The following is a 16594-nucleotide window of genomic DNA, read 5'->3' on the forward strand; positions in this document are numbered from 1 at the left end:
GTCGTGCGAATAAGACAATCCCCGGTTGCCTTGGGAATTATCACCAACCGGGGATTGAGTCTGAAACAGACGGGGTTATTGTGCCGGTTATCCCTCCGTCCGCACCGCTTTTTTGTTTTCCCACTGGGTAATGAAAGCAACAGAAGCAATAATGATCGCAGCGCCTAACCATAATCGACCTGGTGGTACCCAGCCAAATACCAACCAACCGCCAAGGACATTGAGCGGCAATTTGGCGTGATCAAACGGCTGTACAAAAGACGCATCGGCAACCGCATACGCTTTGGCGATAGCCCATTGTGCTAAGGCTGTGAGCAAGCCTGCAGCACCGAGTAGCAACCAGGTCAAACCGGTTTGCGGCAGGGTGAACTCTGGTACAGCAAGGAATAGGTTGTAAGGTGTGATAAGGATCAGCAGGTAAACCACAATGGTGGTTGGTGATTCACTGGCCGACATCTTCTTGACCATCAGCGAGTAGCACGCCCAGAAAAACGCAGCCGCGACGGGTAACAGTGTTGCCCAGCTGAAGCCGTCAGACCAAGGTTCGAGAATGATCATGGCACCGCTGAAACCAGCAAGGGTCGCCAACCAGCGCGCGGTACCGACGTTTTCTTTGAGGAATATGCCTGCACCAATGGTGGCGAATAGTGGGGAAGTCATTAGTAACGCGATACCTTGCCAGATAGGCACAGGGTAGGCCAATGCCCAAAGCCATAGCTGAATACCGATAACAGCGAGAAATACGCGAAAACAGTGTTGGCCAAAATGCTGGGTACGTAGGGCATTGCGAAGTCCCAGGGTTCTAAGCCAGGGAAAGATAGCGACCAAAGCGATAAAGTATTGAAACAGAGCAACAGTGGTTGACGGAATATGAAGAATCATACTCAAATATTGCGCTAGGCTGTTAACGATAGCGAAAGCCAGGCCGGCAGTGATCATCCAGCTGGCCCCTTGGAGCGGGTTGTGTTGATGCGACATGTAATAATGATTGGTTGAGTTTATAACTTGAAAATCATACTCCTACCGCTAGCAAGAGAAAACCGCTTTGTAAGAGAAAACTACTTTTATGAGAACACAACCGACAATGACAAAAAAAGCATAAATACAAAAAAACCGCCAATTGACGGTTTTTTCAGTCAGATGCTTTATTCAGTCAGATAAAGTTAGGCAGCAACATAAGACAGCGGAATATCTGGGTTCAACGCTTCCAAGGTGGTTTGCGTATCAGATAGGTGGCTAATAGTGCTGTCCGCTTTCTCTACCAATGCCGCTTCTTCAATCTCAGCCAACGGGTAACCAGCCATATTCATGTTAATCAAAGCAACCTGTAGTGGAGGAAGGCTTGGATTAAACGCCGCGTTCTCGGCATACATACCAATGAAAGTTCTACCGTCTTTTGCTTTCAACGCTACACCGCTGAAGTTCTTGGTGTAAGGAGCATGGGCACGGTTAGCTGCTTGGCATGCAAGCTGAACAAGCTCTTCAGAGGCTTCTGTTTCAATACCGTTGTCCACTTTGGTAAGTAGTGCATCAGTAATGTTCAGGTCGGCAGGGCCAAAAGATTCAGGTAGGTATTCTTGTAACGACTTTGCAGCACGTTCAGGCAGTTGAACAACCAGCTCTTTTGCGGTTGTTAGTTCGTTCATGAACTGACGGCAGTGACCACAAGGGCTGTAGTTAATCGTGATATCAGAAATACCGGTTTCGCCTTTCACCCAAGCGTGGCTGATGGCAGATTGTTCGGCGTGGACCGTTTGAGAAAGGCAAGCGCCAACGAATTCCATGTTAGCACCGAAGTAAAGCGTACCAGATTGACCACGTACAATCGCGCCAACATAGAAGTTAGAAATAGGTGCAACAGAATAAGCAGCGGCAAGCGGAAGTAATGCAACACGCAATTCACTGTCAGTCATGTTAGTTTTCGACATTAACTGAGCAAACACCTCAGGGCTTAAGGTGGCATCGAAATTCTCGGCTTCTAACACTGGTTTGATGGCAGAAGCTAGATCAGCGGGTAGAGCGCCTAAAGCATCCATTACTTTAGTGTGCATGAGTTTTCACTCCGTCTTGTGTATGGAGAAACATTGTAGGCTTGGTAATCGCATATTTGGGTGATCTTGATCACATTTAGCAATGTGCTGTTGCATGGTTTGCATTAATGCGAGTCGGGTCACACAGGTTCTAAAAAAATTATAGAATATTATCAGTTATTTAGTATTGTATTCGATTACTAGCACAAGCTAGCTAAACACTGCCATGATGAGTGGAAACAATAAAGGCGCCAAAATTGACGTTATTACACCACAAATCACCAGTGCCAATGAGCTAAATGCCCCTTCCTGATAATTCTCTTCTGCAGCCTTTGCCGTGCCTAATGCATGGGAAACGGTTCCCATGGTTAAGCCTTTAGCAATAGGTGCTTTTACGCCGATAAGCCGAAACAAGGGATAACCCAATACTGCACCGAACAAGCCAGCAATAATAACCATAATAGCGGCAACAGAAGGTAGTCCGCCAACTTGCTCTGCAACGGCCATTGCAATAGGTGTGGTAACAGACTTGGGCAAGATAGAAGCTGTAAGCTGTGCATCTGCGCCAAGCGCCAAGGCAATACCCGCACCGGTAACCATAGAAAGTATACTACCCACTAAGCAGGCTGAGAAAATGACCTTCCACTTTTTTCGGATTTGGCTTAATTGTTCATAAAGCGGGAAAGCCAAGGCAACCACTGCAGGTTCAAGTAGCGCATTTAGCCATTTATTCTGCTCAAAATAGTTCTCGTAGGGGACTTCGAGCCACATCAGCAGCGGAATAATTACAAGCAAACAGATGAGAAGCGGGTTAACGATCGGATGCTGGATATGCTTGGAGATATAACGAGCCGTATAGAACACGACCAAGGTAGTCAGCAGCCAGATCATTGTTTTTCCTTATAGTGTGTTGCCAGGCCAATAACGACGAAAACCACCACACTACTACCGATAGTGCTAAGAAGAATGATAAGAGTGTTATTGGTAAGTAGATCGAGGTAGTTAATCAAGCCGATGCCGACAGGCACAAACAGCAGTGCCATATGGCGTATTAAAAAATGACAGCCTTGCATAGCCCAGTGAGCAGGGATAAGCCCCATAGAGAGAATGGTAAACAAAATCAGCATGCCGATGATGCTACCTGGGATGGCTAAACCGGTAAGGTGTTGAATGCCTTTGCCTAACATTAGGCAGACAAAAATGATAAAGAAAGAACGTAGATATGCCATGAGCCCTTCAGGTGTGGGTGAAGAAACTCATTTATCATACAAAATAAATGTGATCTAAGCCACACTTAGTTGCTTCGGATTTTTATAGTTATGCTTTGGATTTTGCAGTTATAAATAGCCCATAAAAGAAGCGGTAATGACTCCGAGCGCCATTAATGCCAATACAGCCACAGACACTTTATGCGCAACACTGGTTTTGACTATTTCTTCTGTTGCCGAGCGAAACTCTTGATCATCGTGCTGTTGAGCTGGCGGTGTTTCAGGGGCTTTTGTTTGTTCTGGTTCATGTACCAACCGACACATTTGGTCCGGTAAGGGCACCCTGAAACCATATGGCGCAACGACTTCTATGTCGATTGCCATTTTGCCGTGCTGGTCGAGTTTGGCCACTAGAGGTTTAAGCACGGTGTTAAGATCGTAGCGATGGTTGCCGCTGTCTTCATATGGGTCTAGCTGACTGAAGGTTTTGTTGTGCAGTTGTTCATGGCTGATAACCTCACCAGCACAATAGCATAGCGCCTCAAGCAAACGAGACTCGTGTAAGGTAAGTGGGGTTTCTGTTTTGTCTCGCCATACCAACAAGTGGACATCTGGCTCGAAATCGACATTAGGAAACCGGAAACAGCGTGTTAAAGATTGTGTTGTCATATCAATCACTACAATTCAACCTTCGAATCCATGAATGACAATTTAAAGATCCATCACTACTTAGTGTTGGTGCACTTGCGGTGTTGCGCAATCTCACAACGAAGAATCATGACTGTTAAAAAGCCCCTTGGCTGCATGAGCACAAGGGGCTAAAAAATTTTGACCAAATTTCAGCTAGCTAGCAAAGAAGCGAGTTTTGCCTATGGTGTCTAGTTTACACGAGCGTTTGTACGTAATCGTAGACAGCTTTTAGGATCTTCATGTTCTTCTCACTAGACTGGTGCTCCATGGCGACGTCCTCGAGGTTTTGCATGTAGCTTGGCAGGTTCTGTTCAAAGAAGTCCTGGCAGTGATGCTTCCACTGCTGCTGCTCTTGGTAATCCAGCGTCATTGGAAAGTTGCGAGCACGGTAGCGGAACAATAGGGGCTTGATACGTTTATCGCTGACATTCAGCTCTAGCTTGCCCAACTCTTCTTCTGGAGTTTTCTGGATGATGTCGATGGTCGAACGATCAGCATTAGAGAAGAAACCGTCGTAAAGCATGGCATCGACATTGTCATGTTTTTCAAACTCACGCTCGACGCTGTAAATCGCCAATAGCTTCTCACGTACTTCTGGGTGTGCTTTCAAGGTGGCCAGGTTCTTCAGGCAAGCTTCACGGTCGATGCCGATACGGGCAGCATCTTCAGCACGTAAGGTTTTCGCCGGCGCAAGTACTGGGCACTTGTTCAGGTGAATAAGCTTAAGGGGTACCGGTAGCTCGTCTGGGCCTAGATCGGCACGCTTGGTGTAGAGACGCTCACGCAGCTCATCGGCAGATAGCTCGATAAGCGGGGTAGGATCCAATGCCAAGTTAACCGTGATCACCGCATTCTTGTTATCCGGGTGCCACGCCATCGGTACAATCCAGCTGGTATTGCCGCACTCAACACCGAACATGCCTGAGACATGCATCAGCGGTGTCATTTCAACAATATCAACCAGCTCCTGCAGCTTACGTTTGTTGCGCAGTTTGAAGAAGTAATCAAACAGTTTCGGCTGGTTTTGTTTAACGATTTTTGCCAACTCGATAGTAGCGTATACATCGGCCATCGCATCGTGGGCATTGGCGTGCTCGATACCGTTGGCTACAGACAGGTGTTCCAGCTTAAAGCTTGGCAAACCTTCTTCGTTGGTCGGCCAATTCATGCCGTCCGGACGCAGCGCATAACACGTACGCATGATATCCAATAGATCCCAGCGCGAATTGCCGTTTTGCCAGCTCCAGGCATATGGGTCGTAGAAGTTACGGTAAAGGGTATAACGGGTAACTTCGTCATCGAAACGCACATTGTTGTAGCCAATCACACAGGTATTCGGCCTGGACAGCTCTTGGTGAATGCGGGCAATGAACTCGGGCTCTGACAAGCCTTTCTCATGGGCTTCCTGCGGCGTGATCCCGGTGATGAGGCAAGCTTCAGGTGAAGGTAGGTAATCCACAGGCGGCTTACAGTAGATCACCAGCGGCTCACCGATGATGTTCATGTCCATGTCGGTACGCACACCAGCAAACTGGCAAGGGCGGTCTAGTGCCGGGTTAGCACCGAAAGTTTCATAATCCAGCCAAAACAGGGTTGGCTGATTGTCATTGTTGCTCATTTTTATCTTCACACGGGTAAAGTGTCATCTGGCTTAATGATAACAAAGAATTAGGGGTAGGGGCATGGCTAAATTTGTGTTCAAATCCTCGACAGTTTCTGATGCTGTTTACCTTTTTGGTTATCCATATATTGAGATGTCTAACACTTCAACTCTCATTGACTCGTTGTGACTATTTATCGAACCACTGTATGAACCTTACCCGCCAATCTTACTTACATTTTTTAAGGCGAAGCCCATAGAAATGATATAGGTAAGACGTCACTATATTGGCCTTAATATTGATGTGTTGTTTAAAGGTGAGCTGTGGAAGTTACATTGGACCTTGTTGCGATTTTTTTCTTCGTGGCATTACTGGCTGGTTTTATCGACGCAATTGGAGGTGGGGGCGGACTGATCATTCTTCCTGCATTGTTGTTGGCAGGTCTAAGCCCTGCGCAAGCATTGGCTACAAATAAATTTCAGGCTATTTTTGGCAAGATATCTTCTGTGGGGTACTTCGCCAAACAAGGTTTTTTGGATATATCAAGCCTGAAAGTCCCTTTGCTATTTTCATTTCTAAGCGCTGGCTTTGGTGCTTTCTTGGTTCAGCGTATTCCATCATCAATACTTGGCCAGTTTTTGCCCTTTATGATTTTGGCGGCCATGGTGTATATATTATTGTCACCACGCCTTGCAGACTTTGATACCCAAAGTCGGATTTCTATGGGCGTGTACAGTTTTACATTCGGTGCATTGATCTCTTTCTATGATGGCTTTTTTGGCCCGGCATCAGGTTCATTTTTTGTGATCAGTTTTGTCGCCCTGTTGGGCTTTAGCACGGCTAAAGCTGTCGCTCACGCCAAGCTATTATTGCTCGTGACTAATCTTGCCGCTGTGTTGATGTTTATGACTGGAGGGGAAATTCTCTGGACGTTGGGGGGCGCCATGGCAGCAGGACAATGGATTGGTGCTAAATACGGCTCGAAATTGGTCCATCATAAAGGTAGCAAGGTCGTCAAACCAGCCCTCATAGCGGTGTGCTCGATCATGCTAGGGAAATTGGTTTATGCTAATTTGTTCTAGGTTACTTAGATAGATAACGGCGGGAAACTCCCGCTTTTTGCGTAGTTTTATACTTTTTCTTTGGCACAAATTCGCATACATCCTTGCTAGTGGTCGATATAGCATCAACACCTGAACCTAGGGCAATGTGTGCAGTTTCTTCGTCGCAAATCAATAGCCCAGCAGGTGGCTTGTCGAAGTGATTAATGCCTTTTCGTCGATGTAGACGTATCATTGCTAATAGACACTTAGGTGTAAGTTGAAGACATGGAGACTTAAAGCGATGAGTAAACAAGATAGGGCTGGGAAGTCAGCCAACATATTTAATCTTAATGAGTTTGCTAAGGCTTCTGATTACTCTTTGCTAGATACGCTCAATCCAGACCCCGATGCCACAGAAGACGGTATCGACTATTTTCCGAGACAAGTGTTATCAGGGCATTATGTGCCAGTTAAACCTTCACCGATTGCTGAACCTATCTATGTCAGCCATAGCCATCAGTTTTTCGAGGAGCTGGGATTAGACGATAGCTTGGCGCTAACGGAAGAGTTTGCAAAGCTATTTTCTGGTGATATTGCCGATGTACCTGCACCGATGCGAAAGATGGGCTGGGCGACAGGTTATGCGTTATCCATTTTTGGCAATGAATACACAGAGCAGTGTCCCTTTAAAACGGGTAACGGCTATGGTGATGGCCGAGCCATTTCGGTGTTTGAAGGGGTACTAAATAATAAGCGGTGGGAGATGCAGTTAAAAGGCGGTGGACCGACGCCATACTGCCGCGGTGCCGATGGAAGGGCCGTGCTGCGTTCGAGTGTGAGAGAATTTCTAGCTCAAGAGTATATGCATGCTCTTGGCGTACCATCAACCCGTTCGTTAAGCCTGTTTGTATCGCAAACCGAAACCGTGGACCGCCCATGGTACAGCGAGGGATCTCGCTCGGAAAACCCGGATATTATGGTCTCCAACCCTGTGGCTATTTCTACTCGCGTTGCCCCTTCATTCTTGCGAGTTGGCCAGTTGGAACTCTTTGGCAGAAGGGCTCGTGTTGGCTCCCGCCCAAATGCAATGGCAGAGCTTGAAATGATGGTGCTGCACATTATCGAGCGGGAGTACAAAGACCAGATTGCTGCTGATCTGCCAATGGCAGATAAGTTAATTACTCTCGCGACAGAGTTTCGGGACAGATTGACGTCCTTGATCGCCAACTGGCTGCGAGTTGGTTATTGCCAAGGCAATTTCAATAGCGATAACTGTGCTGTGGGGGGATTTACCATAGATTACGGCCCATTTGGCTTCTGTGAATACTTTGACCCTTACTTCCAGCCTTGGACGGGCGGTGGCCGCCATTTTGCTTTCTTCAACCAACCATTGGCTGCTGAGAAGAACTTCGATTCTTTTTGTTCAGCGTTAAGGCCACTGCTGCAATCAAACCCACAAGCATTAGAGCAACTGGAACAAATCATCGTGGGTTTCTCCACGGTGATGGAGGATAAAGTCAGTAGCATGTGGGCTGCGAAACTTGGGCTAGAAACACTCGATAGCGAGTTGTTTACCCAACTTTTATCATTGATGATGAAAACCCATGTTGATTACACCATCTTCTTCCGCCAGCTCTCAAATCTTCCAGAGGAGATTTCCGGGATTTCGGAGAGCTTCTATGCAACGCCAAGTAAAGAGCTTGAAGAAGCATGGAACCAATGGCTGAGCTTATGGCGTGAGAAGTTCAACCCAGCACTGAGTTTTGACGAGATTTCAAAACAAATGAAGCGGGTGAATCCAAAATACACCTGGCGTGAGTGGCTCGTTGTTCCTGCTTATGAAAAAGCGACGAATGGTGATTTTGCGCTTATCCATGAACTGCAGCAAATTCTTGCCAATCCATACGATGAACAGTCTGAATGGGTGGAGCAGAAATATAATCAGTTAAGACCGTTAGAGTTTTTCACCGCTGGCGGCGTATCTCATTACAGTTGCTCATCTTAGAGGTTTGAGGCAGCACTGTTGTTATGGTGATGATATTTAGAATAACGATGTCTGGAGCCCATCATTTTCTTATTTGATGGCTTTTGCGGTATCGCGCTCGGCTTCGGCGATATCGCTGAAGTATATATAACGGTTTTTTCCTGCATGTTTGGCGTTATACATTGCGCTATCAGCAGCGCTGATCAATGATTCGGCAGATAGGGCATCGTCGGGGAAAATGGCAATACCGATGCTGGCAGTGACGTGGCAGTTTTCATGAGCAATGGTAAAAGGGTTGGCCAGGCTGCGTTGCAATTTCGTCGCAATAATATCTAAATGTTGCCTGTGAGGGCTACTTTCTAGGCAGGACGTCTTTGCTGACGTATTGGGTTCAACGCCGATGTCTGAATTAGGCTTTACCAGCTGGATCCAAATGACAAACTCATCGCCGCCGAGCCTGAACACCTCATCTTGGATCCGCATACAACTGCGCATACGTTTCGCTCCTAGCTTTAGTAGAATATCGCCGGTGTCATGGCCCAGTGTGTCATTAACTACCTTGAACCCGTCGAGATCAATAAACATCAGAGCGAAGGGAGCCTCGAGAAGTTTTCCCTGTTCCATGTATTCGGATAAACGGATTTCCAATGCCCGCAGGTTTGAAAGTCCTGTTAATGGGTCTTCGTAGGCTGCTTGATGGAGAGACCTTTCTTTTGAAAGGGCGGCTGTAATATCGCGCTGGGTCCCGACCAATCGGTTGGGATCGCCTGGCAGGCCACAGGCAAGCAGTTCTACAACGCGTTGTGAATGACTGTCTGCGCTTGCAATACTCAGCCTAAGTATTTGTTGCTCTGATTTACCGGCCAGCGATGAAAGTGACTCCAGCTTGGCGGCATCCCAATGAGATAGAAACCCCCGCCAGTCAGAAAAGTTTAGTGGGCGATGTGACTGGATCCCGTAGAATTGGAATAAATATGGGTTGAAATAGATCTTACCGGTGGTGAGATCCCACTCCCAAACCCCTAAACCGGCAGCCGTGGTACTGATATTAAATCTTTGATTGGCATAAAATCGGGATTTAAGTTTACGCAGTTGAATGTTTTGCTTTATCCACAGTATCGCTAGGGTCAATATAATAAATAAACTTGACCCGAAGTAAATAATGGGGAAAGACAAAGACTTTATGCTGGTAAGCATTCAGTACCCAACCACTCAATTAATAAGATTAAAAATAAGAGTCTTTTAATAAATATATTTTAGTGGGAAATAAAGTTAATTACTTGGTAGTTATAGAAATCTTGAACATGATCACACAATAATAGCGGTGTAAATCTATAGGTTATGAATTTTTGACTATCATGCTAGAAAAATTGGACAATCAAGTTTGTTCTTCTAATCTTTAATCTTGAAGTCGGTGATAGAAGTAAATGTTGTTGATTTTAATTATGAATACGAGATAACTCCATTCAAATGAATAATCGTTTACTGTGTTTTTGTGTGAGGAAGTATGATGAAGGGACTATTGGACCGCACTAAAGGCTTGCTGGTACGTCTGGCTCGTGATGATAAAGGGGCGTCGGGGATTGAGTATGTATTGATTGCCGCGGTGGTGGTGGCTGCAGTTTTGACGTTGAAAGATAATATTGATAGTGCCTTTACAACTAGTTCAGATACATTAAGTGCTGCTGTTAGTTCTGCTAATTCAACTATAACCAGTCCGTAAAAAAAGCACTTGATGATACTTGTTATTGTTTTATTGCTAATAGCCATCGCCTATTGTGATTTGGAAGCAATGACAGTGAGCAACGGCTTGATCGCGGCTTTTAGTTTGCTGACGTTGACAATGGCTGTAACACAACAGGGGCTGGTGGCGAGTACCGCCTTCCATTTTTCGCCCTGGCCGATGGTCGTGGTGTTGCTGATCACCCTGCCGGGCTTTGCCGCAGGGTTATTTGGCGGGGCTGATGTAAAAGTGTTAGCGGCGCTCTCCTTGATCACTTCGTTGTCGCAGATACTGGCAATATTGCTGCTGGCCTTTGCCCTGTTTGCCTTCTATTGGCTGGTGGCTATTCGGGAGCGGCAGCAGAAAGGGCCGTTTATACCGAGTTTGCTGGTTGCGACAGCGGTGGTGGCATGGCTCGGATGAGAAGACTAACCAGTAATACAAACAGAGTATGTCGTCAGTACGGTGCTGCTGCCCTTGAGACGATATTGCTGATGCCTCTGGTGTTGGGATTGCTGTTCATGATGGCCCATTACAGCCTGATTTTTGTCACCATCCAGCTGTTTAACTTCACTGTCGAGGAAGCATTGCGTCAGGGAGTCCGTTATGTTGATGAAGAATGCTATTACGGTGGCGGTTGTGACAGCTCGGCATTGCAAGCTCAGCTTGAATCCAACGCTGACGCGATACTTCATGGGCTAACCGGCGACAGCTTGTTCGGCCAGACTCTGGATGACAAGTTTACGTCAACCGCATCGTTACTTGATAGTGGCGGCTGTTGTCAGTTGATGGTCAGTTACCCGTATTCAGAGGCGCCTTTTCTACCTGTATTTCTTGATTTCACAATACCAAATACTTTATCAGCATCGGCAGTTTTGGAGTATTAAGCGAGCTAGCACCAGACATTTAAGAGCTATTTTGGCAGGGACGCAAGATGATAGGCAGGGGAGAAATGCCATGCAGGAACACTATTTAAAAATAGCAGCTGCAATGCTGATTGGCTTGGCACTGCTTATCGGCGTCTATGGGATATTCCTCGGCCAGCCGGAAACCCAGCGGATTGATAGAGCCACACCCAAGCCATTGGTAACCGTGGTTCGCTACACCTCCAACCTTCCTGCTGGAACCTTACTTAGTGCAGATATGATAGAAACAGCGCCGATCACCGATCCAATGGCTGGAGATATTCGCGATCCTCAGCAGTATCTCGGCAGGAGGTTGGCCTTCAGTGTTCGGGCTGGAAGCAGGTTGCGCGATGCCCAGTTTGCGTTGCCACGTCCGTTGCTGGATGCCCTCGAGCCGGGATACCGTGCCCTGGCCTTGCGATCAGATGCGTTAGTCATTGTGGGCGGTCATCTGAGAAGTGGGGACTGGGTGGACGTACTGTATCTGTTACGGGCCAATAAGGAGTCTGGCCATAACAGTACCGCGAGGCGATTGCTGAGTCGGGTCAAAGTATTGGCTGTCGGGGCTGAGACCGGTGTTGAGACTGCAGCCGCTACGCAAACTTCTAAGCAGTCGAACAAACGCAAGTCAGCGAGCAGCGGTGGGGCGGGAACCCTTGTGTTGGCCGTACCAGAAGAAGAAGTGACACAGCTGATGTTGGCAGAAAGTACAGGCCAGATCAGATTGGCGTTGGTCGGCACCCAGGAACCATTGACGGCCAGTGCCAGCCATGTCATTTCGCTAAGGTCGTTGGGTGAATACAAAGAGGTTGATGTTGTGGCTCCCAAGCCTAAGACCATGAAATACCGTTATGTGGCCCCCCAGGTAGAAATCTACCAGGGGGAGGAGCGCACATTGGTTCGAACTCGTAACTGACAGGGAGCAATGCATAAAATGCAAGGATGTTGGCAGGGTGCGTTGTTTGTGCTGGTGCTGTCTTGGTCGTCTTGGCTATCGGCGACAGACTATACAGTTACGACTGGAGAGCAGCAACTGGTGCGCGAAACCCGTTCGATTACCCGGGCTGCGGTTGGCGACCCGGATATAGCGGGACTTAAGGTGATCAGTACCAAGGAAATGATGCTGACGGGTAAGCTGCCTGGTTCTACCACTTTGCTGCTTTGGTCGCGGGGAGCGGATGAGCCGCAGCGACACCGGATCACTGTGTTGCCACAGTCGGTCGCCACCACCGATATTCAGGTCCAGACTGATATCAAGGTTGTGGAGATCAGCCGTAGTGCACTGAAGGAAGCGGGGTTTTTCTTTGGTAAACAGGGCAATACTGTTGTAGGCATTGGCAACGCAGCTTCAATGTCTGGGGTCGATTTTACTGAAGATGCGATAAGCCTCCTGAGTAACAATAACTTTCTGCCGGGCTCTGGCGCCTTCAATTTGGTAATCGGCAATGTATCTGATGCATTGCTCGGCACCATCAGCGCGTTGAGCCGCAATGGCTTTGCCTATACCTTGGCTGAACCGAGCTTGGTGACCATGTCCGGTCACTCTGCAACCTTTCTTGCCGGCGGTGAGTTTCCCTATCCGGTCAACGGCGGTGATGGGGATGTGACCATCGAATTTAAGGAGTTCGGGATCCGACTCAATCTGACCCCGACCGTGCTTAAGGATAACCGTATTATTCTCAAGGTCGCACCTGAGGTCAGCGAACTTAATTATGCCCAGGGGATCAGCTCGACCGGAGTGCTGGTACCGGCCCTGTCAGTGCGACGGACTGATACCACGGTACAGTTGGGGGACGGTGAAAGCTTCGTGATCAGCGGGCTGGTAAGCCGAAACACCATGAAAAATGCCGATCGTTTCCCTGGCCTGGGGGACATTCCTATCTTGGGTGCGTTTTTTAGCTCTAGTCATTTCAACAGCGAAGACAAAGAGATCATGATGGTGGTAACTCCGCATTTGGTCAAGCCATTCGCCCGCAACATGCCTTTGCCTCCTTTACCGGGTGAGATGTACCGTCGCTTTGAACCAGGCTTTTTCGAACTTATCTTCCTTGATGCGGAGCCCGATCCGCTACCCGCAGGAATGGGTTTCTCTCAGGAGTACTAATATGTATATCATTGCCTATGACAAGGATGGTCGATATCAAGATGATATAGCTGCAGCCCTTCCATCGGGCGGTGAGATCATCTGGCTCACTTCGCCAAAGGATCTTGTCTCTCAGGAAATATGGTGGCAGGCCCAAGTGCTGGTGATTGCAGCAGAGCATTGGCCGGATGAAACGGTTGAACAACTGCTTGATACCTTTTCGCCACGCCATTGTATATTGCTTGATTTCACCCCTGAGTGCCAATGGTATGGGTTGCCGCACCGTGACAATTTGTCTCTTTGTGAGCCGGAAGATCTGGCTCACCGCTTGTCAGGGTTGGTGTCTATGGAAACACACCCGCCCAAACGTTTGGCTTTGATGTCGGCGACCCAAGGATTTGATGTTTGCTTGTTGTCGTTATCGCTGGCCTGGCAAGTGACGGCCAGGTCTAAACAGCCTGTCTTGATCTTGGATCTTGGCCAGCCGGGTAGCGATATTGCCGGCTACCTCAATAAGCCTGCTGGGGTCAACTTTATCCGCCTTCTGGAGCATAGTACGGTTATCAACCCGTCTTGGTTGAGTGCCAACGGTGCTGAGTTGGTCGCGGGGATCCATGTTGTTGGCATGCCGGAGAGTGAGTCGTTCGACGCCCCGGACAAAGACAGTCTAGTGACACTGATGGATCAGTTAGAGGCGAGTTACAGCACCATTATTATTAATCTGGACGGTATGCCGCCGTGTCCGTTGTTGTATCTGTTTGCGGCGCGTTGTGATCAGCACTGGTTATTGACCGGCCAAAAAAATGTCAGTTTGGTAAAAACCCGCCGTTTGGCTGAGAGCTTATATAACAAAGGGGTGCGCCCCGGTGGCGTGAATTTGATTCTAGCTCCGTATTTGTTATCGGTACTGCCAGACAAAGAAACTATAGCTGAGCAGCTTGATTTGCCAGTTCGTGGTGTGTTGCCTTGTGCCCATTCTTTGATCACTGATATCAATGCTGGGACACTCTTGCCTCCGACAGGAGAGTATAAGCAGTTTTTGCATGCTGTTGACCAGCTGTTGCGGGTACGTTCGAAGAAAATGCCTTGGTTTAACAAAATTACCGGGATGTTCAACCGAGAGGTAAAGTATGAGTGAATCCCTTTGGTGGCCAAGCCGCGAGGTCAAGGTTCAGCATGATGAAACACGGCTTGAACTCAAAGCCGAACTTCACCGTTATGTGATTGAGCGGTTGGAAGAAGATGATCTGATGCATGAAATGGAGAGGGCTGAGTTGCACCCGCATATATATGACTACGTGCGTGCTTATCTCAGACGTCACCAGCCTGTTGTTGTCCAGGATGATATTAATGTTTTAGTGGCTGAACTACTCGACGAGATCTTAGGGTTTGGACCGTTGCAAAGCCTGCTGGACGATGACGAAGTCGATGACATTATGATCAATGGCCCCAAACTGATCTATGTCGAGCGACAGGGACAGCTAGTTAAAGTGCCATACCGATTCATGGACGATCAGCATGTGCTACGGGTGATCCGTCGGATGATAGCGCCACTGGGGCGGCGTATTGATGAAGCTAACCCTATGGTCGATGCTCGACTGGCTAACGGGAGCCGGATTAATGCGGTGATACCTCCCCTGGCCGTTGATGGCCCTTGCTTGTCGGTGCGTAAGTTCAAAACCGAGAGGATCACGGCTGAATTTCTGATCCAAAAGGGGTCCATGAGCTTGGCCATGCATCAGTTATTGAAGAGCAGCGCTAGAGCGCGGCGTAATATATTGATCAGCGGTTCGACCGGATCAGGTAAAACCACCTTGCTCAATGTGCTCAGTCAGTATATCAACTCCGGTGAACGAGTGGTGACGATAGAAGATGCCGCCGAATTGCAGCTGCGTAATGGCCATGTAGTGCGATTGGAGACACGCCCGCCCAATACTGAAGGCAATGGAGAAGTTACCCCACGTGATTTGCTGAAGAATGCCCTGCGAATGCGTCCGGACAGAATTATTCTCGGTGAAAGCCGGGGTGGGGAAGTTCTGGATGTATTGCAGGCGATGAACACCGGGCATCAGGGATCGATGAGTACCCTACATGCCAACTCCCCCCAGGATGCGTTGATCAGATTGGAAATGATGGTGAACATGACAGGTTTCACCTTGTCCCCGTTGCTGCTCAAGCAAATGATTTCGACTGCCTTGGATCTGGTGGTGCAAATAGCCCGGCTGCCGAGTGGGCAGCGTGTGATCACCCACATTATCGAGGTCATGGATGTTGCCGACGGTCAGATCAGGACGCAGTTATTGTATCAATACCGCAACGGAACATTTGAAAAGGTTGATAACATGTCTCCTAAACTGTCCGCAGAGCTGGAGGAGGAGTCGCAGTGAAGTTTTGGCTGCTGCTGGCTTCGGGACTGTTGCTAATTGGTGGCGGTTTATTGTTGCTGGCAGCTCGTATGGCGAATGGTGAATCGGTACTAGAGAAACGGGGAGATTCGCAGCCACCAACGTTTCCGCTAGCCGCTCGCTCAAAGGGGGAGCGCTGGCAGGAGCTGGCCAGAAAGCTGGGGCTGAGTGATGAATGGCTTTTTTGGGTTGGGGGCTTATCTGTACTGGGTGCTGGCTGTGCGGCGGCTTGGTATTGGTCGGGGTGGCTTGCCGCTGGCGGATTCTTTGTTCTCTTTGTACTCAGCCTGCTGGTTTGTGGTTATATCCGAAAGCAGGCGTTCAAGCGCCGGATCCTACATCAGCTACCAAGCTTTATCGCACAGGTCAATCGTCGGGTTAAAGTCGGCATGTCGTTGCATCAGGCCGTCGTGAATTCTGTCGATGGTAGCGCCTACCCTTTGCAAGATATTGTGATCCGTGTTGGCCAACGAGAAGCTTTGGGGGCAGAGCTAGATGCGGCTTTTATGCGGGAAGCACAGATCACCGGGGTCAAAGAGTTTATGTTGCTGGGAGCTGTATTGAAGGTCAATCGCCAATACGGTGGCAGCGTCAGCTTGTCGTTGGAAAACTTGATAGAGCTACTCCATCAAAATGAACGTAGCCAGCGCGAGCTAAAATCCCTGACAGGTGAAAACCGGATAACAGCATGGGTGATGGGACTCACTCCGTCGGTGATGGGAGGGTATATGTTTGTTGATGATCCGCAGGGGTTGCTGAGTATGTGGCAAGATCCCTCCGGGCAGCATGTATTGCTTATCGCTTTGGGAGCACAGGTCGCTGGCGCATTGATGCTGTGGCGCATGTTTCGCTCATTGTGAAGGTTCGAGCAATTGTTCACTGCATCGGTTTTTATTTTCACAAAGGGTGTGGGTCACTGTTA

General features: G+C 48.3%; 17 protein-coding genes. 10 read left to right on the forward strand and 7 right to left on the reverse strand.

Features of this window, described 5'->3' with window-relative positions; translation table 11 throughout:
- Positions 1-87: 87 nt before the first annotated feature.
- The 6 genes from R2X38_RS06610 to sbcB form a co-directional block, all read right to left on the reverse strand.
- Positions 88-978: a DMT family transporter gene (locus R2X38_RS06610; RefSeq protein ID WP_317521381.1), complete on the reverse strand. Its 891-nt coding sequence runs from the start codon at positions 976-978 to the stop codon at positions 88-90.
- 185 nt (positions 979-1163) lie between these two features.
- Positions 1164-2051, reverse strand: a complete 888-nt coding sequence (cdd, locus tag R2X38_RS06615) for a cytidine deaminase (RefSeq protein ID WP_317521382.1) — start codon at positions 2049-2051, stop codon at positions 1164-1166.
- 189 nt (positions 2052-2240) lie between these two features.
- Positions 2241-2921: a CidB/LrgB family autolysis modulator gene (locus R2X38_RS06620; RefSeq protein ID WP_317521383.1), complete on the reverse strand. Its 681-nt coding sequence runs from the start codon at positions 2919-2921 to the stop codon at positions 2241-2243.
- Positions 2918-3259, reverse strand: a complete 342-nt coding sequence (locus R2X38_RS06625) for a CidA/LrgA family protein (protein ID WP_317521384.1) — start codon at positions 3257-3259, stop codon at positions 2918-2920. Before R2X38_RS06625 ends, R2X38_RS06620 begins: the two co-directional genes overlap by 4 nt.
- A 108-nt stretch (positions 3260-3367) precedes the next feature.
- Entirely contained in the window at positions 3368-3907 is a 540-nt protein-coding gene (locus R2X38_RS06630; protein ID WP_317521385.1) for a hypothetical protein, read from the reverse strand.
- Between the two features lie 214 nt (positions 3908-4121).
- Positions 4122-5546 carry an exodeoxyribonuclease I gene (sbcB, locus tag R2X38_RS06635; protein WP_317521386.1) on the reverse strand — a complete coding sequence of 475 codons (1425 nt, stop codon included), beginning with the start codon at positions 5544-5546 and terminating at the stop codon, positions 4122-4124.
- A 306-nt stretch (positions 5547-5852) separates the two neighbouring features.
- On the opposite strand from sbcB, the gene R2X38_RS06640 reads away from it, so the two are divergent.
- Complete coding sequence (locus R2X38_RS06640; protein ID WP_317521387.1) at positions 5853-6611, forward strand: TSUP family transporter; 759 nt, start codon at positions 5853-5855, stop codon at positions 6609-6611.
- Positions 6612-6873: 262 nt separating this feature from the next.
- Positions 6874-8577 carry a protein adenylyltransferase SelO gene (locus R2X38_RS06645; protein WP_317521388.1) on the forward strand — a complete coding sequence of 568 codons (1704 nt, stop codon included), beginning with the start codon at positions 6874-6876 and terminating at the stop codon, positions 8575-8577.
- 69 nt (positions 8578-8646) lie between these two features.
- Here the strand turns inward: R2X38_RS06645 and R2X38_RS06650 are convergent, their stop codons facing one another.
- A complete protein-coding gene (locus tag R2X38_RS06650) occupies positions 8647-9687 on the reverse strand; it encodes a GGDEF domain-containing protein (RefSeq protein WP_317521389.1) in 1041 nt (346 codons plus the stop codon).
- A 379-nt stretch (positions 9688-10066) separates the two neighbouring features.
- Here R2X38_RS06650 and R2X38_RS06655 point away from each other — a divergent pair, with 379 nt between their 5' ends.
- From R2X38_RS06655 to R2X38_RS06690, 8 genes are all read left to right on the forward strand, one after another.
- Positions 10067-10279 (forward strand): hypothetical protein, encoded by a 213-nt coding sequence (locus R2X38_RS06655; RefSeq protein WP_317521391.1) that lies wholly within the window; start codon positions 10067-10069, stop codon positions 10277-10279.
- 12 nt (positions 10280-10291) lie between these two features.
- Positions 10292-10702, forward strand: coding sequence for a prepilin peptidase (locus R2X38_RS06660; protein ID WP_317521392.1), 411 nt, complete (start codon positions 10292-10294; stop codon positions 10700-10702).
- Complete coding sequence (locus R2X38_RS06665; protein WP_317521393.1) at positions 10699-11166, forward strand: TadE/TadG family type IV pilus assembly protein; 468 nt, start codon at positions 10699-10701, stop codon at positions 11164-11166. The genes R2X38_RS06660 and R2X38_RS06665 overlap by 4 nt, the downstream gene beginning before the upstream one ends.
- A 70-nt stretch (positions 11167-11236) precedes the next feature.
- Positions 11237-12100, forward strand: coding sequence for a Flp pilus assembly protein CpaB (gene cpaB / locus R2X38_RS06670; RefSeq protein WP_317521394.1), 864 nt, complete (start codon positions 11237-11239; stop codon positions 12098-12100).
- A gap of 9 nt (positions 12101-12109) precedes the next feature.
- Positions 12110-13288, forward strand: a complete 1179-nt coding sequence (locus R2X38_RS06675; protein ID WP_317521395.1) for a type II and III secretion system protein family protein — start codon at positions 12110-12112, stop codon at positions 13286-13288.
- Between the two features lies 1 nt (position 13289).
- Positions 13290-14405, forward strand: coding sequence for a hypothetical protein (locus tag R2X38_RS06680; protein WP_317521396.1), 1116 nt, complete (start codon positions 13290-13292; stop codon positions 14403-14405).
- Positions 14398-15654: a CpaF family protein gene (locus tag R2X38_RS06685; RefSeq protein ID WP_317521397.1), complete on the forward strand. Its 1257-nt coding sequence runs from the start codon at positions 14398-14400 to the stop codon at positions 15652-15654. The genes R2X38_RS06680 and R2X38_RS06685 overlap by 8 nt, the downstream gene beginning before the upstream one ends.
- Positions 15651-16532 (forward strand): type II secretion system F family protein, encoded by an 882-nt coding sequence (locus tag R2X38_RS06690; RefSeq protein WP_317521399.1) that lies wholly within the window; start codon positions 15651-15653, stop codon positions 16530-16532. Before R2X38_RS06685 ends, R2X38_RS06690 begins: the two co-directional genes overlap by 4 nt.
- Positions 16533-16594: the final 62 nt, after the last annotated feature.

The sequence above is a fragment of the Photobacterium rosenbergii genome (assembly GCF_033022775.1).
Lineage (GTDB): Bacteria > Pseudomonadota > Gammaproteobacteria > Enterobacterales > Vibrionaceae > Photobacterium > Photobacterium rosenbergii_A.